Annotated in this window: 21 protein-coding genes, 1 rRNA gene and 1 pseudogene; 15 read left to right on the forward strand and 8 right to left on the reverse strand. The window is 41.1% G+C overall.

All coding sequences use genetic code 11. The features are described 5' to 3' along the window. Positions 1-6: 6 nt before the first annotated feature. Positions 7-399: a 30S ribosomal protein S9 gene (gene rpsI, locus AS29_RS05515; protein ID WP_035406879.1), complete on the forward strand. Its 393-nt coding sequence runs from the start codon at positions 7-9 to the stop codon at positions 397-399. A gap of 100 nt (positions 400-499) precedes the next feature. Here rpsI (AS29_RS05515) and AS29_RS05520 read toward each other — a convergent pair whose 3' ends face one another. Together AS29_RS05520 and AS29_RS05525 are read right to left on the reverse strand one after the other, a co-directional pair. Further along, a complete protein-coding gene (locus tag AS29_RS05520) occupies positions 500-1,678 on the reverse strand; it encodes a site-specific integrase (RefSeq protein ID WP_035406882.1) in 1,179 nt (392 codons plus the stop codon). 54 nt (positions 1,679-1,732) lie between these two features. After that, positions 1,733-2,221, reverse strand: coding sequence for a helix-turn-helix domain-containing protein (locus tag AS29_RS05525; RefSeq protein ID WP_035406885.1), 489 nt, complete (start codon positions 2,219-2,221; stop codon positions 1,733-1,735). 171 nt (positions 2,222-2,392) lie between these two features. On the opposite strand from AS29_RS05525, the gene AS29_RS05530 reads away from it, so the two are divergent. Together AS29_RS05530 and AS29_RS05540 are read left to right on the forward strand one after the other, a co-directional pair. Next, complete coding sequence (locus AS29_RS05530) at positions 2,393-2,698, forward strand: hypothetical protein (protein ID WP_035406887.1); 306 nt, start codon at positions 2,393-2,395, stop codon at positions 2,696-2,698. 1,094 nt (positions 2,699-3,792) lie between these two features. Then, on the forward strand, positions 3,793-4,470 hold the full coding sequence (locus tag AS29_RS05540; protein WP_051860641.1) for a hypothetical protein: 678 nt from the start codon (positions 3,793-3,795) through the stop codon (positions 4,468-4,470). A 295-nt stretch (positions 4,471-4,765) separates the two neighbouring features. Here the strand turns inward: AS29_RS05540 and AS29_RS05545 are convergent, their stop codons facing one another. Together AS29_RS05545 and AS29_RS05550 are read right to left on the reverse strand one after the other, a co-directional pair. Beyond that, complete coding sequence (locus tag AS29_RS05545; protein WP_051860642.1) at positions 4,766-5,101, reverse strand: AbrB/MazE/SpoVT family DNA-binding domain-containing protein; 336 nt, start codon at positions 5,099-5,101, stop codon at positions 4,766-4,768. A gap of 194 nt (positions 5,102-5,295) precedes the next feature. Beyond that, the gene (locus AS29_RS05550) at positions 5,296-6,459 is read right to left on the reverse strand and encodes a hypothetical protein (RefSeq protein ID WP_156505873.1); all 1,164 of its coding nucleotides are present in this window, start codon (positions 6,457-6,459) and stop codon (positions 5,296-5,298) included. Between the two features lie 2,417 nt (positions 6,460-8,876). On the opposite strand from AS29_RS05550, the gene AS29_RS21280 reads away from it, so the two are divergent. After that, positions 8,877-9,026: a hypothetical protein gene (locus AS29_RS21280; RefSeq protein ID WP_156505874.1), complete on the forward strand. Its 150-nt coding sequence runs from the start codon at positions 8,877-8,879 to the stop codon at positions 9,024-9,026. 173 nt (positions 9,027-9,199) lie between these two features. On the opposite strand, the gene AS29_RS05565 is transcribed toward AS29_RS21280, so the two are convergent. Continuing rightward, positions 9,200-10,126 (reverse strand): phosphotransferase enzyme family protein, encoded by a 927-nt coding sequence (locus tag AS29_RS05565; RefSeq protein ID WP_035406899.1) that lies wholly within the window; start codon positions 10,124-10,126, stop codon positions 9,200-9,202. Between the two features lie 782 nt (positions 10,127-10,908). Here AS29_RS05565 and AS29_RS05570 point away from each other — a divergent pair. From AS29_RS05570 to AS29_RS05605, 9 genes and pseudogenes are all read left to right on the forward strand, one after another. Beyond that, positions 10,909-12,435: an SAVED domain-containing protein gene (locus AS29_RS05570; RefSeq protein ID WP_197491579.1), complete on the forward strand. Its 1,527-nt coding sequence runs from the start codon at positions 10,909-10,911 to the stop codon at positions 12,433-12,435. 21 nt (positions 12,436-12,456) lie between these two features. Then, entirely contained in the window at positions 12,457-13,530 is a 1,074-nt protein-coding gene (locus AS29_RS05575; protein WP_035406902.1) for an SMODS domain-containing nucleotidyltransferase, read from the forward strand. Then, positions 13,527-15,347 (forward strand): ThiF family adenylyltransferase, encoded by a 1,821-nt coding sequence (locus tag AS29_RS05580; RefSeq protein WP_035406905.1) that lies wholly within the window; start codon positions 13,527-13,529, stop codon positions 15,345-15,347. The genes AS29_RS05575 and AS29_RS05580 overlap by 4 nt, the downstream gene beginning before the upstream one ends. After that, entirely contained in the window at positions 15,340-15,819 is a 480-nt protein-coding gene (locus tag AS29_RS05585; protein WP_051860645.1) for a Mov34/MPN/PAD-1 family protein, read from the forward strand. Before AS29_RS05580 ends, AS29_RS05585 begins: the two co-directional genes overlap by 8 nt. A 219-nt stretch (positions 15,820-16,038) precedes the next feature. Next, positions 16,039-16,104: pseudogene (rpsI, locus tag AS29_RS20945) on the forward strand (30S ribosomal protein S9); the annotation flags it as partial. A 199-nt stretch (positions 16,105-16,303) separates the two neighbouring features. After that, entirely contained in the window at positions 16,304-17,080 is a 777-nt protein-coding gene (locus AS29_RS05590; RefSeq protein ID WP_035406908.1) for a putative hydro-lyase, read from the forward strand. 84 nt (positions 17,081-17,164) lie between these two features. Beyond that, positions 17,165-17,608, forward strand: coding sequence for a DUF2521 family protein (locus AS29_RS05595; RefSeq protein WP_035406911.1), 444 nt, complete (start codon positions 17,165-17,167; stop codon positions 17,606-17,608). A 108-nt stretch (positions 17,609-17,716) separates the two neighbouring features. Beyond that, positions 17,717-18,379: an N-acetylmuramoyl-L-alanine amidase CwlD gene (gene cwlD / locus AS29_RS05600; protein ID WP_051860646.1), complete on the forward strand. Its 663-nt coding sequence runs from the start codon at positions 17,717-17,719 to the stop codon at positions 18,377-18,379. A 102-nt stretch (positions 18,380-18,481) separates the two neighbouring features. Continuing rightward, entirely contained in the window at positions 18,482-19,543 is a 1,062-nt protein-coding gene (locus AS29_RS05605) for an Mrp/NBP35 family ATP-binding protein (protein ID WP_035406918.1), read from the forward strand. A gap of 40 nt (positions 19,544-19,583) precedes the next feature. Here AS29_RS05605 and gerD read toward each other — a convergent pair whose 3' ends face one another. Then, positions 19,584-20,222, reverse strand: a complete 639-nt coding sequence (gerD, locus tag AS29_RS05610; RefSeq protein ID WP_035406921.1) for a spore germination lipoprotein GerD — start codon at positions 20,220-20,222, stop codon at positions 19,584-19,586. A gap of 140 nt (positions 20,223-20,362) precedes the next feature. Between gerD and AS29_RS05615 the strand changes: the two genes are divergently transcribed. Continuing rightward, positions 20,363-20,989, forward strand: a complete 627-nt coding sequence (locus AS29_RS05615; RefSeq protein WP_035406925.1) for a KinB-signaling pathway activation protein — start codon at positions 20,363-20,365, stop codon at positions 20,987-20,989. A gap of 36 nt (positions 20,990-21,025) precedes the next feature. Here the strand turns inward: AS29_RS05615 and AS29_RS05620 are convergent, their stop codons facing one another. Together AS29_RS05620 and pdaB are read right to left on the reverse strand one after the other, a co-directional pair. Further along, positions 21,026-22,228 carry an NAD(P)/FAD-dependent oxidoreductase gene (locus tag AS29_RS05620; protein WP_035406927.1) on the reverse strand — a complete coding sequence of 401 codons (1,203 nt, stop codon included), beginning with the start codon at positions 22,226-22,228 and terminating at the stop codon, positions 21,026-21,028. 134 nt (positions 22,229-22,362) lie between these two features. Further along, the gene (pdaB, locus tag AS29_RS05625) at positions 22,363-23,127 is read right to left on the reverse strand and encodes a polysaccharide deacetylase family sporulation protein PdaB (protein WP_035406930.1); all 765 of its coding nucleotides are present in this window, start codon (positions 23,125-23,127) and stop codon (positions 22,363-22,365) included. 346 nt (positions 23,128-23,473) lie between these two features. Between pdaB and AS29_RS05630 the strand changes: the two genes are divergently transcribed. Then, a 16S ribosomal RNA gene (locus tag AS29_RS05630) occupies positions 23,474-25,012 on the forward strand. Positions 25,013-25,119 lie beyond the last annotated feature (107 nt).

Genomic DNA, 25,119 nt, shown 5'->3' on the forward strand with positions numbered 1-25,119 from the left:
ATCAATTTGGCACAGGTTCAATATTACGGTACTGGCCGCCGCAAGAGCTCCGTTGCTCGTGTACGCCTAATTCCAGGCGAAGGCAAGATCGTTGTTAATAAACGCGACATTAAAGATTACATCCCATTCGCAGCTCTAATCGAGGACGTAAAACAGCCGCTTAACTTGACTGAAACTGGTTCTTCTTACGATGTACTAGTTAGCGTTAACGGCGGAGGATTTGCTGGTCAAGCCGGCGCAATCCGCCACGGTATCTCTCGTGCATTGCTTCAAGCAGATCCTGAGTTCCGTACAACTCTTAAACGCGCTGGTCTATTGACTCGTGACGCTCGTATGAAAGAGCGTAAAAAATACGGACTTAAAGGCGCACGCCGTGCACCTCAGTTCTCAAAACGTTAATATACCTGGTATATCAATGTTTACCCTCTTTGCTCCAGTGGAGCGAGGAGGGTTTTTTCATGTCCGGAGATGGAATTGAATACCCCTTGAATACCCCGAGCTAAAATTTCATATATTTCTGGAACATTTCCGCAGTTTTTTCTTTCGCTTCCTCAGTCACGTGAGTGTAAATATCCATTGTGGTTTTAATATCTGTGTGACCTAGCTGGGCTTGTACATCTTTGATGGAAGCGCCGGCTGCAAATAGCAAACTGGCATGTGTATGCCTGAATGCGTGAACATTTATTTGAGGCAGATCCGGATTTTTTTGATAAATACTCTCAAGCTTTTCGTTCAAAAATGCCAGTCGGCAATAATCCATTTTATGTTTTGATTGGTTATAGATTGTGAAGACAGGCTGTTTTTCATCAGATTCAAAGCAATCGGCAAGTTGTAACGTCAGGTAGCGCTGTATTTGCTTGCTGCGCCATTTTTTCAAAATCGCTAGGGTTTCATCATCCACTCGAACAACTCGCCGAGAGGCCTTCGTTTTCGAGGTCTGAAGCTGCTTCTTGCCTCCAATGTGAATAAGTGTCTTTTTTAAACTGATTTTCTTGTGATGGAAGTCCACGTCGGACCAATGCAGGGCACACAGCTCCCCCTTGCGTGCCCCTGTGAAGGCGAGAACCCGAAACATGGCATAACACATATCATCGTCCTTAATCGCCTCCAGGAAGCTCCTGAGCTCTTCTCGCGTGTAGTAATACTTTCTCTCTTCAAGTTCTGAATCATATTCCAACACATGCTTTAATTTAGGCAACGTGACATAATCCATTGGGTTGCGCTTTATAATATCCATTTTCATAGCATAACGAAAGACTTGGTTTGCTTGAATCTTGTAATCGTTGAAGGTCTTAAGCTCCTCGGCCCATGTATTAATGGCTTTTTGACAATGCGACCGGGATATATCTTTCATTTTAATCGGACCGAAGAGTGGGAGAATTCTCCGGCTGAATTTACTCTCCATTGCGTACGCCGTAGTGGGCTTTACTTCCTTCTGATGCTGCTTAAACCATTCCTCAAAAACTTCCTTAAAGGTCACTCGATCATTTTGACGGAGCCCGAGCTCATTAACTTCCACCATTAATTTAGATAGCGCAATATTTGCTTCTTTTTTTGTTTTGAATCCTCGCCGGGTGGTGCGTTTTTTCTTACCTGTGAGCGGATCCTTGCCGAGATACACATTAAACATATATGCGGTCGTACCGTCTTTCTTCGTATACTTTTTAATATTTGCCATATTAGGTTCCTTTCCAATACGCTGGCAGGCTATATACAGGAAAAGGAAGGTGCTTTATTCAAGGATTAATTCAAGCATTAGTTTAACTTTTCTGCGTTTCTCATCTGTTAAATAAGCATTCTTATAATACAAGTCAACCTTGAGATTAAGAAGATCGCTAAGGTCAAATAATCTTCTTCTTAATTCGTCGTCTGATAGTTCTCTAATACTTTGCTCTCCATTTGGTGATATCAATTCCTCAGTGCAAGGAAGCTTCACATTTACTTTTTTTCTTTTGCTCAATAATCTTTCTTCTTTAAAAAGGTCATCTTCACCTACATATGAATCAGAATAACCTGCTAAGTTCATCAGGTAGATGTAGGATATATCTAATCCTTCAGCAATCTTTTTTAACAGTGGGGGTTTAGGCAAATCTTTATAGCCATTCTCAATTTGTGATAAGTATGAATCAGAGTAGCCAGTACGCGCCTTTAAATCGAGTAGTGTTAGTTTTTTCTCTTTCCTGATGTCTTTAAGTTTGGCGCCAAATTCTTTTGCGTCCATTAAGGTTACCTCGCCTTTAAGTTTATATAATTATTATTACATATTTAATTTACTAAGTAAATATATTTCTAACTAAAGTATTGTATATAAATGGTATTTATTGTATAATAAAGTTAGCAAATAAATTACTTAATAAGTAAAGATAGGTAATAGGGGAGGTGAGATAAACGAATGGATGGGTTCATACCTCTGCAGGTCTCAGAAGAGTTTAAAGGTAAATATTTCGAATTTTTTTATGCACTTAGTCAAGAGGCATTTGAAGCTGCTAAACGGGATAGCGGAGTGAGGAGATTCATGACCAAAAAGCAATGCTGTGAATTTATAGGCATTTCATTCTGTTATTTGCAAAAATTAGAGAAGCTTGGATTACCGGTTATCGAACTGGAAGGAAAGGTGCTGGTAGACCGTGAGGATGTAGTGAAATTCATGTGTAAATATAAAAAAAGTGATACTATCTCTAAAGCTAAAGCAATTTAATCGCTGGCAGGCGGTATTATACGTACAAAAGGGTGGAACATATATCCGTAAATAAAAACACTGAAAAAGCCGGGTTGGTTCAGCCCAGCTTTTTTTGTGAACAAAAACGCTTTGATTGAGGTATCCGCTGTAAAACGAATGGAAATCGAAGTATGTCCGTAAGAGCACAATTTTTCACAGGCAAAATTGCATTGAAGTGGAATAGTACATTTAAGTTGTTTTAGATCCGTACCCCCCTGATATGCAACCAAAAAGGTAGTTTTTAAAAGTGGGCGTTTAGCTACCAAAAATGTGAGCTCTAAAAGTGGGTGTTTCACTACCAATAAAAGTGACAGTGCCTGAACAACCTATATGCTAGATAAAGAGCAGTGGATAATATTATTCACTGCTCTTTATTTTGCTCTTAAACAGTGGGCGAATTTAGAGGAATGTTCGATTAGTTTTACAAATGTACGAGTCACATCATATAGATTGAGGTTCACGCCAAGCGAGTTGAGAAACCATTGGAGTGAACCACCTGAACAATTATGGATTTAGCCGATGAAGGGCTCTCAGGATGTATTGGATATTATGCGGCCTTTAAGCTTCGTAATGGTTTGAAACTGAGATATGTTCCTCGGTTCCTGGTTTTTTCAGGAAAACTTTATATACGAAACACACATATATATATATTTATTTTTTCTAGTCTTTGATTAATAAAAGGAGGAACAGAGGAACACCTCTATGATGAGCCCTTGGTGTATCTGGAATCCATAGTACCTTTTTGGCGTGAAAGACGAGGGACATTGCAGGGACATTTCGAGTGAAGCAGGAACCAAACAGGAGAAATCAGAAAAATTCACGTGAAGGGAGTGTTCGTAAAAAAAGAAAGATCGGTAGAAAACCAGGAAAAATGCGAGGGAAAAAGAGAAAAAAAGGAACATTTAGGGGGTAAAAAGGAACTTTTCAGGCTAAAAAGGAACCAACCAGGAACCATGGAACTAAAAAATAGTTTACTTTTTTTTACAGATAGGCTATGTTTAATATGGTAAAGTTAACCATTCCGCATATTTTTCAGTCTCCTTTTACCGCAGGATAAATAAGGAGTGATTGGTTTGGTGAATTTGATTTCTCAGCAAGCAACAGTTTTAGTACGTGACCATTCTCGTTTTAATGGTGGGAATCATGACATGGTTACGGTGTTTACCACGATTATGACAGATGGACCATTGGTGGATGATTATTATGTTCCGAACGGTAACTCATTGTCAGACGTACATATGGCTCTAATTAAGTCGGAAGGACTTGAATTCAGGCCGTATCTCGCTTCTGAACTGATGACAGGCACAGACAACGTGGTAGAGGCTGCAACCTCTGGTAATACACCGGAGACCTCTCAGGATATAGCCCGGTTGCTACTTCGTTCAGCACTTGTAAAGACCCCGCTTCAATTGCTGGCGAAAGTAGGGAGTCAACATGTATACGAGGTTCATTATGATTACAAGATTTATAACGTTAATCCAGCTGATCAGAACACATTTGAATTTCAAATTCGTCTGCCGTTTGATGGAACGGTGATGGGAAATGGAAGTAAAGTTGATCTTGCCGTGTTGACCCCTACGGGCGCATCGATAGATCAGGTCAACACTCGTGGGACGGATGAAGCGAACCAAGAGATCACAGAGGTAATTCAGCAACTTCAACAGCAAAATAGAGCGATTACGACGTTCCATTATCAGATTGATCCGCTATTCACTGTACGTTACACACATACGACACCGGTAATGGCCTAAGTGCCTTTGCCGAGACGGTTCGAGATTATTAAAGAAGCAATATTGTTAGACGAAACACAGAAGGACCTGAAAAGAGGTCGCTTCTGTGTTTGTACAAGTAATTCTATTCTATATTCCTGGTGTTTCGTGCCTCGCAATATCCCTTTTCCACCTCTGCTTTCACTTGGTCTGTAAATACATATCGTTTAATTGGCGGGCTGACGATAGACAGTCCGGTTGCTTGAATATATAATTATAGGTTTGAAACAAGAAAATGGAAGACTTATTTGTGGTGTGATTAAGGTGCCAAGTGTACTTAATAAAATTCCTTCCCCTTTGGAAGTCCAAATCCATAATCTGGGTGGGGATTTGGTTTTCCTTTCGTTTGTGCTAACAAATCGTCCAACGTTGGTTTATTAATGATAGGGCGCATAATCAATTCGGCTTCTAAGAGTTCAAGTTCAATTTGAGAACCGTTTTTTATGGATAGGTCCTTTGCAAATTGGCTCGGAATACGAACTGCTAAACTGTTCCCCCATCTTTGGATTTTAGTCACGTGTTTCACCCTCTTTTGATTGTGTGAAAGTTTTTTTATTTGATTTTTCATGCTTTCTTGCTTATTATTGTGAAAATCTTCGTTTGAACCAGACATTATTACACCTCACCATCTACAATTTTTATAAGTTATCTTTATCATTTTCCTAAATCATATACAACCTTAAATCCGAATGATTCATGATAAACCGTGCTCATTTATTCTGGCTACTTCGTTTTTAAAACAAGGCCTCTCTTAATGCCTTTTCAAGCAGGACTCCAGAGTGACGGGACTTTTTTAGTTCTTTAGCTTCAGATGTCTCTTGTAGGTACATGATCAAAGCCCAATGATCCAATTTGTAAAAAACGATCATAAAAAATTTCACTGATTTTAGTTTGTGGAAGATCAAAATCCCTTCTGTATCGGGTGAGATCCCATCCTTCCGCTATGGCTCGTTCTCCATATGTTTGACATTGATTGATGACAAAATTCGCAGCGTTTTCTTTTTCTATTTTTTTTTCCTGATATAATTTCGTTCCGTTAGCCACTGACCGAAATATAATTCCGAAAATCTGGGATGTTGAAAAGTAATCAAGAAGCCCATTTACAACTGCAATCGTTTTTTCTCCAGGATTAAAATCAAATCCGACTTTTTTTAGACTATGAATCAAATATTGCATGCATTCTTCACGGGCAATGCGTTTCCATGTTTCATATCGAAACTCTTGATCCTCTTTAAAAATGGCTGGTTCAGGATTCAACAAACAGTGAATAAGATGTTCCTTATCTTTAGGAGATTCAACATTCAATAAATAGTGAACACTAAATGCATTGTAAATATTCGGTGAAAGATTCGCTTCTTTAAACGCTGTCAAAGTCGAACCTCTATAAGGAATAATGATATGGTAATTTAATAACTCCTTAACCATCTCTTTTGCTAATGTTGGAGTCGGCGAAATAACCTCGTCAAATTCATTGAGAGGATTTATGTAGCTAAAATCCTCGCTTACCGCTGCCCTCAGTATACTTGCCAGATAGAGACGTTGCTTTTTCGTTAAACTTTCCTCCGTAATGGCTTTAAACTTTTCAGGATCATATGCCACTTTTATTTTTTCGCATTTTATAGACTTCTCGTTTTCTATTTCTTTTTTTCGCATTTGGGAGCAACTATCACACATGCATACAGCCTTGCCTTCATAATGCCCACACTCCAAACATTCTTGCGATCTTGTCGTGCTTCTAGAACGGCGTTTTTCTACTAGGTGCGACTTGCAGTACGGACAGACTTTTTCTGTAATGATAGGCGGGAATAACGATACGAGGCCGCTTGGTCTTATGTCTATCTTGTATTCATCAATAAGGGGCTGTATTCTTTCTTCCTTGTAGTATCTCTCTATCAATTTTTGAATTTGTTTATCATTTAAGTGTTTAATTTTTGGATGTATCATATTTTTGTCATTTACGTCTTGAGCCACTGTAACAGTTCCTTTCTAGCCTTTTTCATCAATAACTCCTGATTCCACCATCTTTTCTTTCTGCTACCCTTAATTTTCTATGATACCTCTTTATATTCGCTGTAATGTTGGTAAATGTTAACAAATTATGCAAGGGAGCGTTTCGGAAAAGATAAAAGAAAATATTTAAATTATTGGTGGAAATGTATAAAAAGAGATTATCAAACACGGATACTGTCCTGTACAGATGGAATAGCTATAGAGTCTCTTGAATTATAAAGAACTGATCATAGAATTGAGCCTCCGATGGACCTTGTTGGAAGCCCCTGAATCCGAATTTTAAATTAAATATAGGTGATTTTTGTTGAAAGATTTATCTTGTCATTGTTCTTATTGGAAAAGTGAGCGGAAATGCTCGTTCTCTTTTTTTGGGGGGTCACAGCCGAAAATGCGCAAGCATTTCCGCCCGGTCTTTCACTCCCTTCGCACACCGGAAATGCCCGTCATGACCTGTGCAAGCAGGTCCGTCCTCCAGACCGGTGTGCGTACAGACTTTTCTCTGGTGTGTGTACACTCGAAGCGCGAGCTTTGAGGGGGAACGCACGGATGCTTTACCCGACCTTTACCGAAAGAAAAGCAGGGGCAACGACTTGCCGCTGCTTTTCTGCAGGAGAGGGTTTTTCAGACTAGAAAGCGGCGGCAGCCGATTTCGAATGAGCACCCCAAGCGCAAGCGCAGGGGCAAGGAGGCGAAGCCGACGCAGTAAGGGGGACGGTCAGCTATGCTGACTGACAAGCGTAGCTTGTCATACGTCCCCCTTATGCTCTTTCCCCTACCGCTGCGCAAACACCGCACCGTCTACCGAGCAACCCGATATTCGTTGGTGCGACTGGCGGCACGCCACTCCGGGGCGGTACTCCCATCAAATACGCCGCGTATTCCGCACCCGGCAAACCCGCGCCGCTCAAGCAATCCGCAAATACGCCGGGTACCAACCAACCAACATTGGCGTATGACAGCATACGAGGCGCCTCCCGGCCCGATTTCAGCCCGACTGCGGGAGCGGAGGGCCTGAATAGGGCAGGAGTTTGCGTGCCGGGATTTGGCGCTCACAGGCGTCCAGGGGCTGCCACAAAATCAGGTAGGGGAAGCTGCCAAAAAAGACGATCGAGACGCGGACTGAACAGGGAGCGGGTCATCAGGAGAGACACTCAGAAAAGGGATCCTGGAGTCCGACAGCGCGGACGACGCGAGGCGGTTGTATGTCAAAAAATCGTCCCTTGTACGCACACAGTGCGAGTAAAAGAAGGCAGGAAAAACCACCGAGCGGAGGAAGGCTCCGCGCTCGTCGGGCAACGGGATTTTAAGGCTTTTCGAGGGGGAAGGAGGGAGCGGTTATACGAGCGAAAGCGAGAGGAGGCAGGAGGTACCACCGACCGACGCGGGACCCGCTCGAAAAGGCTTGCTGCCCTTGATTTAACAGCTTTTCTGCGTGACAACGGGGCGGGAAGCCCGGAGCGGTTATACGAGCGGGAGCGAGAAAAGGCAGGAGAGACCACCGACGGGCGCGGGACCCGCCCCGATGGCGCGCGCTGCACTTCGAAACGTGGTCCGGCACTCTGGTCTTACGGTCAAAGCTGCTCTGCTGGCCAAAAAAAAGACCGTCATCCCGGAGCGGGAGGTCGGTCAGCATCTCGTACAGCATCTTATGCAGTATCTCATATCGCATGGCGTACGCATGAAATCCGCATCCGATATACCAGGACATCCCATGCGCCATCATTTTCACATCTCATGCTGCACGCCATATGACATGCCGTGCGGAACAGTCTTTATCTAACACGTCATCCCGCACCGCATACGCATACGGTATGACATGCCGTGCACATACCGGGTTTATCATGAGATGCGGCACCGCATTGCGCACGGCGTACGCATGAGATATGCAATACCGTGTAACACATATCCCGTGCTGATCTGATGTGCAGGAAAACACTTATCGCATCCAGCATGACATACGGCACGTCATGCGGCACGTCATACGCATTAAATTCCGTCGCATGGTATATCACATGCCGTGCGATCTGCTGTTCACATGAGATGGGCATCTGCTAATATATTCAACTATATAGGGGTGTTAGTTTAAGAAGCCACTAATAACAACGAAAGGACTTCTCAATATATGGAAGTCCTTTCGTCATAGTAAAAAACAACATTAAACTTTAACAAAGACATCTTTTAAAACCCTCTCCACTCAAAAACCATTCCATGTTAGATCATCATAGAAAGGAGCTATAAAAGGTCTTTTCTCAAGTGGAGTTCTTTACCTGCAAAACTCGCAATTTAATACCGTCTCTGAAAATTATGAAATCCTCATCACTTATAGGTAAAATATGTTAAGGCGAATATGAATTTATCTTGGGTTAGGAGAAGAATAAATGAAGAATAAAACCATATTGGTCTTATTGATTGTTTTATCTATTTTATCTGCTAGCAGCATTGATAAAAATGAAATCAAGGATAGCCCTTTATATGAAGGTAAAGAATTGACTATCGGGATTATTGGGAAGGCACCTAGCAATTCGTGAGGAAAGCATTGTTATTAGAAAGATGAAATAACGGGGTTTATACAACAAAGGATGGTGCAAAGTTAACTCCTGCACAAAGATTAGAATTAACAAACAAAGTTTTTGAATTAAGAGACATTGTATATTTGCAGTGAAAAGGCGTACCCGATTAAAAATCGGTGTACGCCTTTTTTTTATGAAGATTTAACATCTACTGTATTTTCTATTTGGTCACGATTCTCGTAAATCCATAGAAACATTCGTTTATTTGTTTCAAAAAGACCTGGGTCGTTACAGAAGTAAGCCATAAATATACTTTGAATACAAAGCATCACATGCCAAATAGAACGTACTTCAGATTCGCTCAACGGATTGACCTTTGAATATCCTCTTACTACTTGAGCAATAAACTCGTGCCAACTTTGTCTTAGTTTATCATCACCAAATACTTCACTAAGAACACTTGTCGAGCAATAACAAATATCAAAGATTCTTACGTTAACTTCTGCAATTTCAAAATCAAGAACCCCTTTTATTTGTTCTCCTTCAAAGACAAAATTGGTGACATGAGTGTCTCGATGAATGAGTTGCTTGGGTAATTCTCTTGCTATCTTTAGAATGTCTTCTTCCAAAGACAAGTAAATGTTTTCCAATTGTGGTTCTTTATACACTTTCATAACTTCTTTGAATGCCCAATCGTAAACAATCTGATGTAAATCTCTCTTAGGAAACTTATCTTCTAGAAAGGTACTGTTTAGTTTTTTATGTAGAAAGCCGATTGTTTCTCCAAGGGAATTGGGTATTGAAGAGTTTTCCAAACCATCTTTAGCATGTATTATTTCTCCATCTATATATTCATAAACAACGAAAACATTTTGATTATGTGTGAAACTATATTCTCCAGTTTCGCTTGCAATAGGCATCTGAATTTTTATAGGTTCACCATTTAATTTCTGTAAAAGAGCTAATTCTATCTGTGCATTTTCGAGATTTTCTTTTTTCTTTATGATGTACTTACCCTTGTTAGTTTTTATTAATGAAACCCGTGGAGATAGTTCTGTCCACTCTTCTACTTTAAGACCCCATTGTTCTGGGATACTAATTAAATCACTTACAGTCATTCTGTTACCTCCTGTATTGTTGCAATTAGAAACAATAATTAGCGAATGCTAGATTATCTAATTATACCATAAAAGGTTATTTTTTACTTTAAAATATGTGGAATGTTTCAATTCTTACCACAAAAAAAACAGTGCGAATTCATATGCGAATTGCACTGCGTTTATAGCTGTGATTATATATGTTTTTATAGCTGCGGGTACCTCAAAATAACGGCTTAGAATTTTTCCAAGGCCTTTTCCTTTATAAATGTTCAATTTTCAATTCTATACTCAAGAATATCACCAGGGCTTTGGTGGCGGTAGGAGATGCTTATCTAATGAGGGCGGATTAATGCACAAAACACATCCACACATCCACATTCTATTCTAGAAGCACGACAATTAACCGTATGAAGTGAAAAGCCCTTTTTGAAGGGGCGTTTTTCGAGAGAGGTTTCTATAAAAACAAAATTCGTTTTAATGTAACGTGATCGATTTCTATATCAAAAGCGTTGTCATGGGGGCACATCGAAAATGGATCGATAACGTTCTCTTTGTTGTGTTCTGAAAATTCCGTGTATTTTGTATATTTAACCACAATGATGTAAGAACTTCTATAATAATTTCATCTCAGCAACAATTAATACGAAACCAGCCTATAAATAATTGCCGATCCCTTTTATTAATTTTAAATTTGCATCTATATTCGACTCCTCACTTAAATCTTTTATTTATATGGAAAAATAAGGTGTGTTATGAGAATATTAAAGAAAAGTTTGAAAATTGTAGGTGAGAGAATAACTATGGCCGATTCAATAAAAGCTCGGAATTTGGGTGATGAATATCAGATACTTTTCTTTTGGCTAAAAGCATGCGAATTGCTAAACGATTATTCGAATATAGATAGGATATCTTATGAAAATTCGGAAATAAGGTCACTGGATGATGTAGTTGTGAGCTATAAAAAGCCAATAAAGGATATTAGTGGAAATTCAATTTATATAGAGTATTATCAAGTAAAATATCATGTTGATTATCGAGGTAATATAACCGCTGATAATTTAATGGATCCTAAATTTATTAATGCTTCTAAGCATTCTTTCTTAGAAAAGGTTAAAGGGGCACTCCCTCTATTAAATAAAGACAATAAAACAGGAATCGCAATTTTAGTTACACCGTGGTCAATTAATCCTGCTGATGAGTTAGCTAAACTTAAAATCATTGACACGAAAGTAGGTAAATTTAGAGAAGAAATATTGTTTGATGGTAAAAACAATTCTTTTGTAGCGAAGCTGAGAAATAAATTAAAGGTTCATTTAGGGGTTACTCAGGATTCAGAACTAAGAGATATTCTAAAACCCATCCGCATATGGGGAGGTTTTCCCCAATATGAAGTGTTAGTAAGGAATTTAAATGGACAGTTTTCATCAGTAGGGTTAAAGCCTATTGATATGTCACAACGAATTAATCCGTATGTTAGTTTGCTGCAAAGGTTATTTCAAGAAGGAATAACAACATTTAACAAAGAAGAATTAATAATGATTTGTAAGGAGCAGGGATTGTGGTCAGGTAAAAATATCATGAGAGCAGAAGAGAGTCCGGTAGGGATAAGAAGTTTCTTACGGAGAGCTGAGAATATGGAAAATGATACTTCTGCAATGATATGTTTATTAGAATATTTTAACGGTCGCTATCTTAAAGATAAATATACATGGAATGAGGATGTTAAAGGGGCGACAGAAGGTTTTATAAGGGAATACTTAGATGAAGGACGTTCTTATTGTATCTACTTAGACACTCATTCAAGTGTGGCTTTCACAGCTGGTTTTTTTCTTGATCCAAAATCGGGTGTGAACGTTGTTCCTGTACAAAAAGGATTAAGTGGGAGAGAGATATGGAGACCAAATTCTAATGTCCCAAAAGAGCGATATCCAGTTTGGAAAATTGAGCAAGAAAATATTGATGAAAACGGAAATGATATAGTCATAGTAATAGAAATGACTCACCACGCGAATGAAGATGTTAAGGAATTTATTGGTAGTAATAATTTATCAGTTAAATCAGTAATACGATTCCATTTTGAAGATGGACCGAGTTATAGTTCAATTCAAGATGGGATTCATGCAAGGTACCTAGCTAATGATATTTCTTTAACATTAAATAAACTATCTAAAGAAGATAGGAAAAGACGCTATCATATTTTTGGTTCAGGACCAAATGGATTTTATTTCTTTTTAGGACAATTCTCTAGAAGCTTCGGTCAAGTAAGCTTATATGAATATGACTTTGAAATATCAAAAGAGTATTATGAGACAATTAATTTACCTTGAAAGTGAGGGAATGAATAAAAAATGGAAGTCAAGACATATTTTAATGATTTTTTATCTAATATAAGATTAACAGAAAATCAAGAAAAAAATTTAAAGAGCGGCCACAGCATTTTAAGAAGAAGGTTATTAGAGGATGAGGATATATCTTCAATAATTGTAAGTACATTCTTGCAGGGGAGCTATAGAAGAGCTACAGCTGTTCGACCAAAGAATGGAAATAAGTCTGATGTAGACGTTATAGTTGTCACAAACTTGAACGCTGACGATTATACTCCTCAAGAAGCATTAGATCTATTTATCCCTTTTTTGGATAAATACTATGGAGAAAAATACACAATGCAAGGTAGATCCATTGGAATTGAGCTTAGTTATGTTGAGCTAGATCTAGTGATTACTTCTGCTCCTTCAGAGTCTCAAAAGGAAATATTAACAACAGAAAGTATACTAACCTCATACTCTATAGATGAGCTAGAGAACTGGTCTCTTTCTAAATCATGGAGTGTGAATAACCAACAAGCTGATGAACCGGCATGGAAGACAGAACCATTATTGATACCTGATAGAGATGCAGATAAGTGGGAGAAAACTGACCCATTGGCTCAGATAAAATGGACTTGGAATAAAAATGCAACTGGTAATAGACAGTATGTAAATGTAGTCAAAGCCTTGAAATGGTGGAAAAAGTTAAATCCTGATCCAAAATATCCAAAGGGTTATCCATTAGAACATTTAATCGGCTCCTGCTGTCCGGATGGTATAGAATCTGTTGCCAAAGGAGTTACGTTTACTTTAGAAAATATTGTCTTAGAATATCCCCAAAAGCCTATACTTAAAGATCATGGTGTCCCAGAACATGATGTATTTAAACGGATTACTGATGAGGAATATGAAAAATTCTACAAATTAATAACAGGAGCTGCGTCACTAGCAAGACAGGCATTAGACAGTCCCGATAAAGTAGAGAGTATTGAAATGTGGAGAGAGTTATTTGGTTCTAAGTTTCCAGAGCCACCTGCCAGCGTGAAAAAATCACAAAATGGATTTACGGCAAGAACTGAGCAAACCTCATCAGTTTCAGGTGGTAGATTCGGGTGAGTGTAAAAAAATTCCCAAGTGAGTCATTACTAAAGGGGCGAAGAGCGGCTGAATTTTTAGACGGTATAGAACTAATTAAAGATTTACATTGGCAAGAACCCATAAGTAAATGGGTTCTTCATTGTTGTCTGTTTTCTGACGAAATAGAAACCTCGGTCATACCGAAAATTACTGAATGGTATATACTGATTGACGATAATTACCCTATGGGGAGCATTAGTTTTTATCCCTCTAAACAGAATAGTATAAATGAAACTTTTCCACATCAAATGTACAATGGTGAAGGTACTAGTGAAGTCCTCTGGAGGAGTGGACTATTATGTCTTGACGCGAATGTCAGAGCATTGGGTAAACTTGCTCCTAATGAAGAGCCTTTTCAAGATGAGTTGCGCTTAGCTTGGTACATAGTGAGAGCGGTCGAGTGGCTAGAAGCAGCTTCAACTAATAAACTTACTTCGGAAGAGGAACCTTTTGAAATAGTAGACTTCCCGGAGAGTTCTTCATTAAAAGTGGGGTTTTCTGAGAATGCACAATCATTTAGGTTTTGGAATTCAAAAGATATCAAATTTGGACTCGCTTCTTTTTCTTTAATTAATAGTGGAATTCTTTTAGTTAGGGAGTTTAAACAAATTAATGGAATGTGTTTAAGAAAAGTTAGTTGGGGATACTATCCATCTGAATTCAATAGTGATGAGAGGATATTGGGTTCTTGGCTACTTTTAAATGAGATGCCATACTTAAAACCATGGCAAGCTCCATTGACTTGGGGAGAGCTCACACAAATTTGTAGAACACAAGGAATTGATCTATGGAGTATTATAAGACAGGTCAAAATAAAGCATAATTATAAAAATAAACTAGTCCACATCCTCTTAATAGGTTTTCCTGTTAAGAGAAAAATAAACGAAGAATATACAGAGATATTTTGGAAAGGGATTGAAATCCCTCTGTTAATTAATAATAGTTCTATCCGAAAGATAAATATTAGTGTCAATCTAAAATGTGAACACAAAATAAATATTAATGGGGTAAATAGAATAAAATGGATGCATTCATTCAATTGGTCTAAGGAATCTGTAATGAGTCGTGGGATGTTACCAAAATCTATTAATGAATCCAAAATATTAATAATTGGTGCAGGCGCGATTGGTTCTTCCATTGGAGAGCTACTTACAAGAGCTGGTGTGGAAAAAATGGGAATTATTGATTTCGATAACTTAGAAATGGGCAACCTTACTCGACACAGCTTGCTTTTAACTGAAGTAGGAAGAAGTAAAGCAGAAGAACTGGCTAACCGTCTTAATAAGACTTCCATTCATTCAAAGGTGACATTTTTTTCGGGGACCTTAAAATATATTGTTGAAAACAATATGGATGAGTTAAAAAAGTATAGTGTAATATTAGATTGCACGGGAGAAGATGAGGTCTTAGATTATTTACAACAATATAAATGGTCTGCAACAAAACAATTTATTTCTATATCATTAGGTTTAGGTGGAAAAAGGCTATTCGTCTTTAGTAATTACGGTTTATTCTTCCAAAATAAATTATTTAGAAAGTTAATTAATCCTTGGTTACAAGAGGAAAAAAGATGGTATGAAGAATCAGAATTACCAAGAGAAGGCCTAGGATGTTGGCATCCTTTGTTCCCTGCAAGAAATGATGATGTTTGGATCATGGCTGCAACGGCAGTGAAGTGTTTAGAAAAAATGTATGGAGAAAGACAAAAGGCGTTATTTAGTGTATATGAGCAGGGGGATAAAAACGGGGAGTTCAGTGGAATAGAATTAGTTTATAATGAGGTATTTGATGAATAATCTTATATTTACTGAAAGTAATCACAGGTTTAAAGTAAGTATCCCCAAGCAAATATTAAGTGAAGTTAAAAAATTATGTGAACTAGCATTTCCGAATGAAACAGGAGGCATTTTAATTGGTAGCTATTCGGAAGAATTGAAGTGCGCAAATGTCTCCGAAATAATAGTTGCTCCACCGGATTCAAAAAGTGGCCCAACATGGTTTTTACGTGGAACAAATGGAGTGAAAAGAAAATTAGATAGGCTATGGATCGATAAAAAGTATTATATAGGTGAATGGCATTACCATCCTGATTGTAGTTCAAACCTAAGCTCTCAAGATATAAAACAAATGATAAATATTTCAAATAACGAAAATTACAAATGTCCCGAGCCAATATTAGTAATAGTAGGTGGGAAAACTAACTTATGGGAGTATAGCACTTATGTGTTCCCAAAAGGAAAGGCATTCGTTCATTTGAATAGTAATTAAATATGTCATTTAATAACCTTACCAGTTAATAAAACGTGAGCTAAAATCTAAAAACTTCCTATATATAGCCTGCCAGCGTATTTGTTTTATATACCTTTTTGAATACCCCTTGAATACCCTTTGCGAAAAATCAGTAACAACCCCGCGGGACATAAAATGGGGGAAACGTTGATTTAATAAGGTTTATTAATTGGTAAATAATGGTAAATTAACTCACCTCTGAAAGAGCGTAAAAAATACGGACTTAAAGGCGCACGCCGTGCACCTCAGTTCTCAAAACGTTAATTTTGCGTTTTCAAAGACTCCTATGCCATTTGGCTGGGGGTCTTTTTTATTGGAGAAAACGGAAATATTCTGTTTGAAGTAATCCTAGTGCGATAAAGGTGCTTACGTGTAAACCTGAGTCCCGGTACATAATTTGCTTCTATCGGATGATTGAGGAAGCCCGCAGGTTTCGTTACAGTGTAAGATGAGGTGAGGGAATATGGGAGAAACGCTGGAAGCGATCCGCAAGTCAATAAGGGAGAATAAATGGACAGGCCCAACTGCAGGGCATGCAGATGGATACGTTCAAACCAACTTGGTCATTTTAAAAAAGGATCTAGCTTACGATTTCCTTTTATTTTGTCAGAGAAACGAGAAGGCCTGTCCTGTACTGGACGTCACGGACGCAGGTTCCTATGTCCCGGCCATGAGTGCGCCGGATGCGGATCTTCGGACTGATCTGCCGAAGTATAGAGTTTACCGGAATGGGGAGCTTGTGTCAGAACGTGATCATATAACAGATTTTTGGGAGGATGACTTTGTTGCTTTCCTTCTCGGCTGCAGCTTCACGTTTGAAAAAGCACTCCTTGATTATGGGGTTCCGGTCAGGCATATTGAGGAGAATGTGAATGTACCGATGTACAACACAAATCTCCCTCTGCATGAGAGCGGGATTTTCAAAGGTTCAATGGTGGTCAGCATGCGCCCGATTCCTGCGAAGGATATTGCAAAAGCAGTGCAAATTACAGCGAGATCGCCGAAGTCCCACGGTGCTCCTGTTCACATAGGGAATCCGGAGGAAATCGGTATTTCGGATATTTCTGCACCGGACTTTGGAGATGCTGTGACGGTGAGAGAAGGAGAGATTCCTGTTTTCTGGGCATGCGGAGTGACACCTCAGGCAGCGGCGATTGCCTCAAAGCCTGATCTGATGATAACTCATGCACCGGGTCATATGTTTATTACAAATCTTAAAGATACGGATGTTACGATTTAAGGAAAGGGGGCTCAAGGAAGCCTCTTTTTTTTGATTTTTTCCTCTGTGGATTGCAGATACTATCTGCAAAGGGGGGTCCGTGATATGGGCACAATGGTTTTTCTTAAAGATAAACGGCGAGAGAAACAGATGAAATACGAGCGAAGCATGCTAAGGGAAGTGTCGATTAAAGAGATTAAAAAAGGGATTCATATTCATTTTGCAACGTTCTTTCATTACGGACTTTTATCAAAGTGGAGTATTGAAGAAGGCTGTGCGGATTTTGCCATTGAGGCGTTTCTGCAGGGGGCAAAATACAGCAGGTTTGGATATAGGGGAGAATCGATGACCCATGTGCAAGGGCGCTCTGGAAAAGAGGACAAGCGGCTGACTGCCGATTTTTATGATTATCTGATCAGCTGGGGATGTCCAAACGAAAGCATGGTGTGCCACGAGTCTCTGTATTTGGCTTCTGAGTGTTTTATGCAGCACTGGTGGAAGGAAGGCTTTATTAGAGGACAGAAGCGATATAAATTGCGTCTCAATTAATCATAATCCCTCAACCTGTCCCATATATTGAACTAGATATGGCGGCAGGGGGGAACAGGTGTGAAAAAGCTTAAATGGGCGGCCTTTGCAGCGGGTTTTATACTTTTAATGCTGCTGTTTCAATTTCAGTTTACGAATGATGATTCGTGGGAATCATGGAATTTGCCTTTGGCAGGGAAGGTCATTTATTTGGACCCTGGTCACGGGGGCCCGGATGGGGGAGCAGTCGGAACGAGTATGCTTGAAAAAGATGTTACCCTTGAAATGGCTAAAAGAGTAAGGGATTACTTGCAGGAGCAGGGCGCGCTTGTTCTCTTAACGAGAGAAACCGATATAGATTTATCATCGATGGGCACAAAGGGATACAGCCGCAAGAAAGCGGAGGATCTGCGCAACCGGGTGGAGATGATTAACTCCTCCTCGGCAGACATGTATTTGAGTTTGCACCTGAACGCGCTGCCTGACCGTCAATGGAGGGGTGCGCAGACTTTCTATGATGGGAAGTTCGATGAGAATGGAAAAATGGCCAAGTTCATTCAGGATGAACTGAGGAAAAATCTCGAAAATACCAATCGGAAAGCAAAACCGATTCAAGGGGTTTACCTGGTCAAATATACAAATAAGCCAGGAGCGCTTGTCGAAATTGGATTTTTATCAAACGGGGAGGAGGAAAAGCTTTTCTCCGATCCGAAATACTTAGATAAAGTAGCCGGTTCTGTCTATAAAGGAATTTTACGATATTATACCGACAAGAATGAGCCTCCTGAATAAGGGGGCTCTTCTGCTTCGGACATGTTTTTCTCAGGCATTTAATCAGATCAATCTAATTGGATATGTTATACTAATGTAAACGAATTCAAAAGGGTGAAGAGAATGCTGCAGGAAGATAAAATAAGAAAAGCCGCTGAAGAAATTGAAGAACCTTTTTTACATATACCGCTGAAAGATGTAGATGGAATTAAGGAACTGAAAATGAAGCCTGAAAAAAATCATGTCAGTTTAAAAGTTGCTATAGCCAAGATCAACACGCCTGAGCAGATGAAGCTGCAGCAGGAGCTGGTAGCTAAATTGAAGGCAGCCGGTGCAGAAACGGTAGGTCTGAGGTTTGAAGAGCTGCCGGCTGAAGTGGTTGCTTCCCTGCAGCCGAAGCAGGAATCTGCACCAGGTTTATTATCCGGAAGCGCAGAGCCGACGTTTATTGCAATCGCGAGCGGGAAAGGCGGCGTTGGGAAATCAACCGTTTCCGTCAACTTGGCCGTTGCACTCGCACGTCTGGGTAAAAAAGTAGGACTGATTGATGCTGATATATATGGATTCAGCGTACCGGACATGATGGGGATCACAACCCGCCCTGTGCTTCGGGGCGATTCCATCATTCCGGTTGAGCGGTTCGGAGTTAAGGTGATATCCATGGGCTTTTTTGTGGAGGACAATGCGCCGGTTATCTGGAGGGGGCCGATGCTTGGCAAGATGCTGAACAACTTCTTCCAGGAAGTAGAGTGGGGCGATTTGGATTACTTGCTTCTTGACTTGCCGCCGGGTACCGGAGATGTTGCGCTGGACGTTCATTCCATGCTTCCTTCCTGCAAGGAAATCATCGTTTCCACTCCGCATCCAACAGCTGCCTTCGTTGCTGCGAGAGCGGGAGCAATGGCACTCAGAACCGATCATGAAGTAATCGGGGTAGTGGAGAATATGGCTTACTTTGAAAGCAAGGCTACGGGTGAAAAAGAATATGTATTTGGTAAAGGCGGCGGAGATAAGCTTGCAGAGGAATTAAACGTGCCGATCCTTGGCCGTATACCGCTTCGCCAGCCTGACTGGAATGAAAATGATTTTGCACCTTCAGTTTATGGAGAGGACCATCCGACAGGTAAAATATACAGGGAGATGGCAGAAAAAGTTACAAGCCTTGTCCCTTCAGGCGTTAACTGATGGCAAGCGCCCGGGTAAATGGACCCGGGCGCTTTTCATATTACTGCTGTCCGCCTGAACCGCCGCCGCTTTCACCGGAACTTCCCCCGGAAGCACCGCCCTGTTCCTGTCCACCGGAACCGCCTGACTGCTGCCCCATTTGCTGTGCGGCTTTTAATAAAGCCTCCTGCATTTTGGATTTATATAATGGACTGGTTAACGTTTCGGTAATGACTTCCTGGATATATTTTCGGGACTCCTGGCTTTTAATGACGGTACCGATCTGTTTTTCCATCTCTGGATTCTGCAGAATCTCAATCATCATTTTTTGATAGTCCGGGTCTGTCATTAATTGTTTAATGACTTTTTCGTGCTCCTTTTGAAGACTTTGGGCAAATGCCTCGGAGAATTTAGGATCCTCAAAAATTTTAGTCCAGAATTCCATCCCCTGTTTAGAGGTAAGGGTTTTTGTGATGGTTTCAGAAACCATCTTTTGATCCATTACCAGGTTCTGCTTCATCTGATCGTCCTTTAATACTTCCTGCAAAGCGGTTTTCCCTTCGTCCGTTTTCAGTATATCGACAACCATTTTTTTCGTTTTTTCGTAATCCATTTCACTTGCGCCCTCCGCTTTAGGAGCACAGCCATTCATTCCAATAGCAAGCGCACTAATCATGAGGAGCAATATAAGTTGTTTCATGGTCTAAGGGCTCCTTTCACAAGTTCCTATTCTTAATATGAAATAAGCGGCGGTTTTTATAACTGAAAAATATTCCCTGTATAGCAATTTTTAAGGAGGCTTGGTAAAATCAAAGCAGATAAGGGGATGGGGGAAGATAGATGAAAAGCAGGGATTGGGTTAGGTTTTTCTTTTCCAGCTTGCTCGTCGGTGCGATTGCAGCGATTGCTTCAGGCTTTATATTGAACTGGGATCAGCAGGCAGGATCGTTTCAGAAATTCCAGATCGATGAAATTCTCGCGTCGTTTATATGGTTCATAGGGGTAGGACTGATGTTCAGCATTATCAGTCAAATGGGATTCTTTGCATACTTGACGCTGCACCGGTTTGGCATGGGGATTTTCGGTTCCGTATGGAATGCGGTTCAGCTCGTATTAATTGCATTTGTCCTATTTGATTTGGTTTATTTCCGGTATCAATTCTTCGGAGACTCAGGTTCTCTCCTTCCCTATATATGGCCGGCTGCCGGTTTTTTCGCTGTATGCCTGGTTATTGCTTACTTTAAGCAAAAGGATACAAATAAAGGCGCTTTTGTTCCAGCTTTGTTCTTTATGTTTGTAGGAACCGCGGTCGAGTGGTTTCCAGCCTTAAGAGAGAATGATCAAAACTGGCTGTATTTCATGCTCATATCTTTATTATGCTGCAATGCCTATCAGCTTATGATGCTTCCGCGGTTCAGTGGATCCGCTGAGAAAAAAATGGGGCAGCGCAAAGCAGTTGAAGGATAAAAAAAGGTCTGACCCCAATAGGGTCAAACCTTTTTTTTATCGGTCTAATTTCACAATCTCTGCATCTTCATTAGGCTTGTTCAGAATTAAATCCTTTAAAATATGGGAACCGAGCATACTGTAAACCGTTCCGTTTCCACCATATCCAAGCAAGTAATACTGACGGCTTTGATGGGGATGTCTTCCTATGAAAGGAAGGTTATCAAGCGATTCCCCAAAGCTTGCTCCCCAAGCATAGGCAATGTTCAGAGTGATACCAGGAAAGAGCTTTCTTAATTCATGCAGAAGGCGGTTTGCGCGGTTGGCAATCCATTCCTCGCTTTGAGGGGCTTCCGGTTTGTCCTCATCTAAGCCTCCTGCAATAATTCGGTTATCAGCGGTTGTGCGAAGATAAAGGTAAGGGCGTTTCGTCTCCCAAATCATCGCTTTATCCTCCCAGAAAGATAAATCTTCAATCGGCTCGGTTGCAATGGCATAGGAACGATTAATATCCGCTCCTATTTTTTCATCGATAGGAGGGGAGTCATATCCCGTTGCAAAAATAACATGGGAAGCGGAAAAATTTCCTTTAGAGGTATGAAGGGTTACGTGATCCTCATGTTCTTCAATCTCAATTGATTCGGTATGTTCAAACAAATGAACATTTTTTTGCTGCACGTACTCTAATATTCCGTGGATGAAACGATACGGATTCACTTCAGCATCTCCATATGTAATAAGAGCGGCGTGTTTTTTGAAAGGCATATGTTCTGCCACTTCCTCCTCCGACCAATATTCAACCGGAAATCCGTGCTTTGCTAATGCTTCATACTCTTTGCGAAGTTTCGGTACATCCTCTTTGGAGCTTGCATAGCAAATGCTTTTCCGGCGAATCAAATCTGGATCCCTTGGAAGGGTTTTAGAGACTTTATCCAGCTGCTCCACCGCATTTTGGCAAAGTTTATAAAAATGAACGGCTTTTTGCTCTCCGATTTGATCAATTAATTCATGAAGCATAATATCGTTTGAAAATTGAAGCAGGCCGGTGTTGGCCGAAGAGCTCCCTGCAGCCATCTCTCTCTTATCCATTATGGCAACATGCAGTCCTTCCTGCACCAGTGTATAGGCCGCTAATGCACCGGACATTCCTCCTCCCACAATTACAACATCATAATGCTGATCAAAATCAGTTTTTCCTTTTATGCTTTTGTCGGGATTTAATGTTGTCGGCCAAAAAAGATTTCCATTATGCAAGTCCATAAACGTTATCCTCCTGTAATCTTATTACGTTTGTACTAGTTTTACCCTGTGTATTGAGAATATTAAACAAGAAGTATCCTGCAGGATAAAAATAAAAACCCGCAGCGGGAGAGTCCCTCTGCGGGTTGTGGGGATTATTTTACTTCTTTTGATTTAGATTCCGTATTGCTGACCAGTTCATTTACAGTCACATTTTCCAGTCCTTTGCTTTTTAAGTCTCTGATGATCATTGGAATTGCGTCCTTCGTTTGTTTCGCTGAGTCTGAAGCATGCAGCAGAATGATGTCTCCTCCGCCGGTTTGAGATGTAGCATTCTGGGCAATTTTCTGAACGCCCGGGTTCGTCCAGTCGTTCGTATCGACACTGTAATGTACAACAGAAAGTCCGTACCTATCTGCAATATCGATTACTTGCTTGTTGAAATTGCCTGTTGGAGGCCGCAAGTACTGGATCTTTTTGATATTGAGCTGGTCGAATGTTTTTTGAGCGAGCATCAGGTCTCTTTTAATTTCTTCCGGTTTTAAGGAAGTGTAATTTTTATAAGCATATCCCATGCTTCCGATCTGGTGTCCGTCTTTGACCATTCTTTTAACGATGGCCGGATGCCGTTCAGCCCAGGACGCAGATACAAAGAAAGTGGCGTTTGATACCCGATTCTTTTTTAATGAATCGAGAATTGGCAAAGCCTTTTCGTCTCCCCAGCTGACGTCAAACGTAAGAGCTACTTTGTTCCCTTTGGATTCTCCTTTGTAAATCGCCTTTGGACCGGATATAGCTGAAAATACGGGGTATTGAACAACATTCTCTACATACAAAATACCCGCCGTAAATAGGGCAGCTATTGCTACGATAAATGTTTGCTTTATTTTCTTGCCCTGTATGACATAGATTCGATTCATATATGGAAGCCTCCTTGTCCTGGATGGTTCTTGTCTTATAGGTATGCATAGGAGAGGACATCCATGAATTGAAACAGATATTTAGGGAAAGATCATTCAATTGCAATAAAAATTAAAAAGAGTATTGACCGGGTTTCTGCATACGTGGTATATTTATCTGCGTCGCTGTTAACAACGACTAAATATGTTTTTAAAAAACATTTAAAGAAGTTGTTGACTGAGATGGAACATCATGTTATATTATTAAAGCCGCTAAACGAAGCGGGCAACAAAATGATCTTTGAAAACTAAACAAATCGAAGTGCCAACGTTAGTTTAAGCAACAAACAAGAGCTAGTCAAACTACTTTTTGGAGAGTTTGATCCTGGCTCAGGACGAACGCTGGCGGCGTGCCTAATACATGCAAGTCGAGCGGACCTCTTCGGAGGTCAGCGGCGGACGGGTGAGTAACACGTGGGCAACCTGCCTGTAAGACTGGGATAACTCCGGGAAACCGGAGCTAATACCGGATAACTTTTCGAACCGCATGGTTCGGAGATAAAAGACGGTTATGCTGTCACTTACAGATGGGCCCGCGGCGCATTAGCTAGTTGGTGAGGTAATGGCTCACCAAGGCGACGATGCGTAGCCGACCTGAGAGGGTGATCGGCCACACTGGGACTGAGACACGGCCCAGACTCCTACGGGAGGCAGCAGTAGGGAATCTTCCGCAATGGACGAAAGTCTGACGGAGCAACGCCGCGTGAGTGATGAAGGTTTTCGGATCGTAAAGCTCTGTTGTTAGGGAAGAACAAGTGCGGGAGTCACTGCCCGCGCCTTGACGGTACCTAACCAGAAAGCCACGGCTAACTACGTGCCAGCAGCCGCGGTAATACGTAGGTGGCAAGCGTTGTCCGGAATTATTGGGCGTAAAGCGCGCGCAGGCGGTCTTTTAAGTCTGATGTGAAAGCCCCCGGCTCAACCGGGGAGGGTCATTGGAAACTGGAGGACTTGAGTACAGAAGAGGAGAGTGGAATTCCACGTGTAGCGGTGAAATGCGTAGAGATGTGGAGGAACACCAGTGGCGAAGGCGACTCTCTGGTCTGTAACTGACGCTGAGGCGCGAAAGCGTGGGGAGCGAACAGGATTAGATACCCTGGTAGTCCACGCCGTAAACGATGAGTGCTAAGTGTTAGAGGGTTTCCGCCCTTTAGTGCTGCAGCTAACGCATTAAGCACTCCGCCTGGGGAGTACGGTCGCAAGACTGAAACTCAAAGGAATTGACGGGGGCCCGCACAAGCGGTGGAGCATGTGGTTTAATTCGAAGCAACGCGAAGAACCTTACCAGGTCTTGACATCCTCTGCCACTTCTAGAGATAGAAGGTTCCCCTTCGGGGGACAGAGTGACAGGTGGTGCATGGTTGTCGTCAGCTCGTGTCGTGAGATGTTGGGTTAAGTCCCGCAACGAGCGCAACCCTTGATCTTAGTTGCCAGCATTCAGTTGGGCACTCTAAGGTGACTGCCGGTGACAAACCGGAGGAAGGTGGGGATGACGTCAAATCATCATGCCCCTTATGACCTGGGCTACACACGTGCTACAATGGATGGTACAAAGGGCTGCAAAACCGCGAGGTTAAGCGAATCCCATAAAACCATTCTCAGTTCGGATTGCAGGCTGCAACTCGCCTGCATGAAGCCGGAATCGCTAGTAATCGCGGATCAGCATGCCGCGGTGAATACGTTCCCGGGCCTTGTACACACCGCCCGTCACACCACGAGAGTTTGCAACACCCGAAGTCGGTGGGGTAACCCGTAAGGGAGCCAGCCGCCTAAGGTGGGGCAGATGATTGGGGTGAAGTCGTAACAAGGTAGCCGTATCGGAAGGTGCGGCTGGATCACCTCCTTTCTAAGGAAGAATTATCAGCACCCATGTGGTGCAACATTAACGGACGCACTTCGACTTTGTTTAGTTTTGAGAGATCATTCTCTCTAAACACTTGTTCTTTGAAAACT

Origin of the sequence: Bacillus sp. SJS (assembly GCF_000732485.2) — a bacterium.
In the GTDB taxonomy this organism is placed as follows: domain Bacteria; phylum Bacillota; class Bacilli; order Bacillales; family Bacillaceae; genus Metabacillus_B; species Metabacillus_B sediminis.

Bases quoted from the DNA above. Each gene is read 5' to 3' on its own strand.
- AS29_RS05605 (WP_035406918.1), top strand. From the start codon at position 18,482: ATGCTGCAGGAAGATAAAATAAGAAAAGCCGCTGAAGAAATTGAAGAA.
- AS29_RS05595 (WP_035406911.1), top strand. From the start codon at position 17,165: ATGGGCACAATGGTTTTTCTTAAAGATAAACGGCGAGAGAAACAGATG.
- AS29_RS05570 (WP_197491579.1), top strand. From the start codon at position 10,909: ATGGCCGATTCAATAAAAGCTCGGAATTTGGGTGATGAATATCAGATA.
- cwlD (WP_051860646.1), top strand. From the start codon at position 17,717: ATGCTGCTGTTTCAATTTCAGTTTACGAATGATGATTCGTGGGAATCA.
- AS29_RS21280 (WP_156505874.1), top strand. From the start codon at position 8,877: ATGAAGAATAAAACCATATTGGTCTTATTGATTGTTTTATCTATTTTA.
- AS29_RS05530 (WP_035406887.1), top strand. From the start codon at position 2,393: ATGGATGGGTTCATACCTCTGCAGGTCTCAGAAGAGTTTAAAGGTAAA.
- AS29_RS05615 (WP_035406925.1), top strand. From the start codon at position 20,363: ATGAAAAGCAGGGATTGGGTTAGGTTTTTCTTTTCCAGCTTGCTCGTC.
- AS29_RS05520 (WP_035406882.1), bottom strand. From the start codon at position 1,678: ATGGCAAATATTAAAAAGTATACGAAGAAAGACGGTACGACCGCATAT.
- AS29_RS05575 (WP_035406902.1), top strand. From the start codon at position 12,457: ATGGAAGTCAAGACATATTTTAATGATTTTTTATCTAATATAAGATTA.
- AS29_RS05525 (WP_035406885.1), bottom strand. From the start codon at position 2,221: ATGGACGCAAAAGAATTTGGCGCCAAACTTAAAGACATCAGGAAAGAG.
- gerD (WP_035406921.1), bottom strand. From the start codon at position 20,222: ATGAAACAACTTATATTGCTCCTCATGATTAGTGCGCTTGCTATTGGA.
- pdaB (WP_035406930.1), bottom strand. From the start codon at position 23,127: ATGAATCGAATCTATGTCATACAGGGCAAGAAAATAAAGCAAACATTT.
- AS29_RS05565 (WP_035406899.1), bottom strand. From the start codon at position 10,126: ATGACTGTAAGTGATTTAATTAGTATCCCAGAACAATGGGGTCTTAAA.
- AS29_RS05545 (WP_051860642.1), bottom strand. From the start codon at position 5,101: ATGTCTGGTTCAAACGAAGATTTTCACAATAATAAGCAAGAAAGCATG.
- AS29_RS05590 (WP_035406908.1), top strand. From the start codon at position 16,304: ATGGGAGAAACGCTGGAAGCGATCCGCAAGTCAATAAGGGAGAATAAA.
- AS29_RS05585 (WP_051860645.1), top strand. From the start codon at position 15,340: ATGAATAATCTTATATTTACTGAAAGTAATCACAGGTTTAAAGTAAGT.
- AS29_RS05620 (WP_035406927.1), bottom strand. From the start codon at position 22,228: ATGGACTTGCATAATGGAAATCTTTTTTGGCCGACAACATTAAATCCC.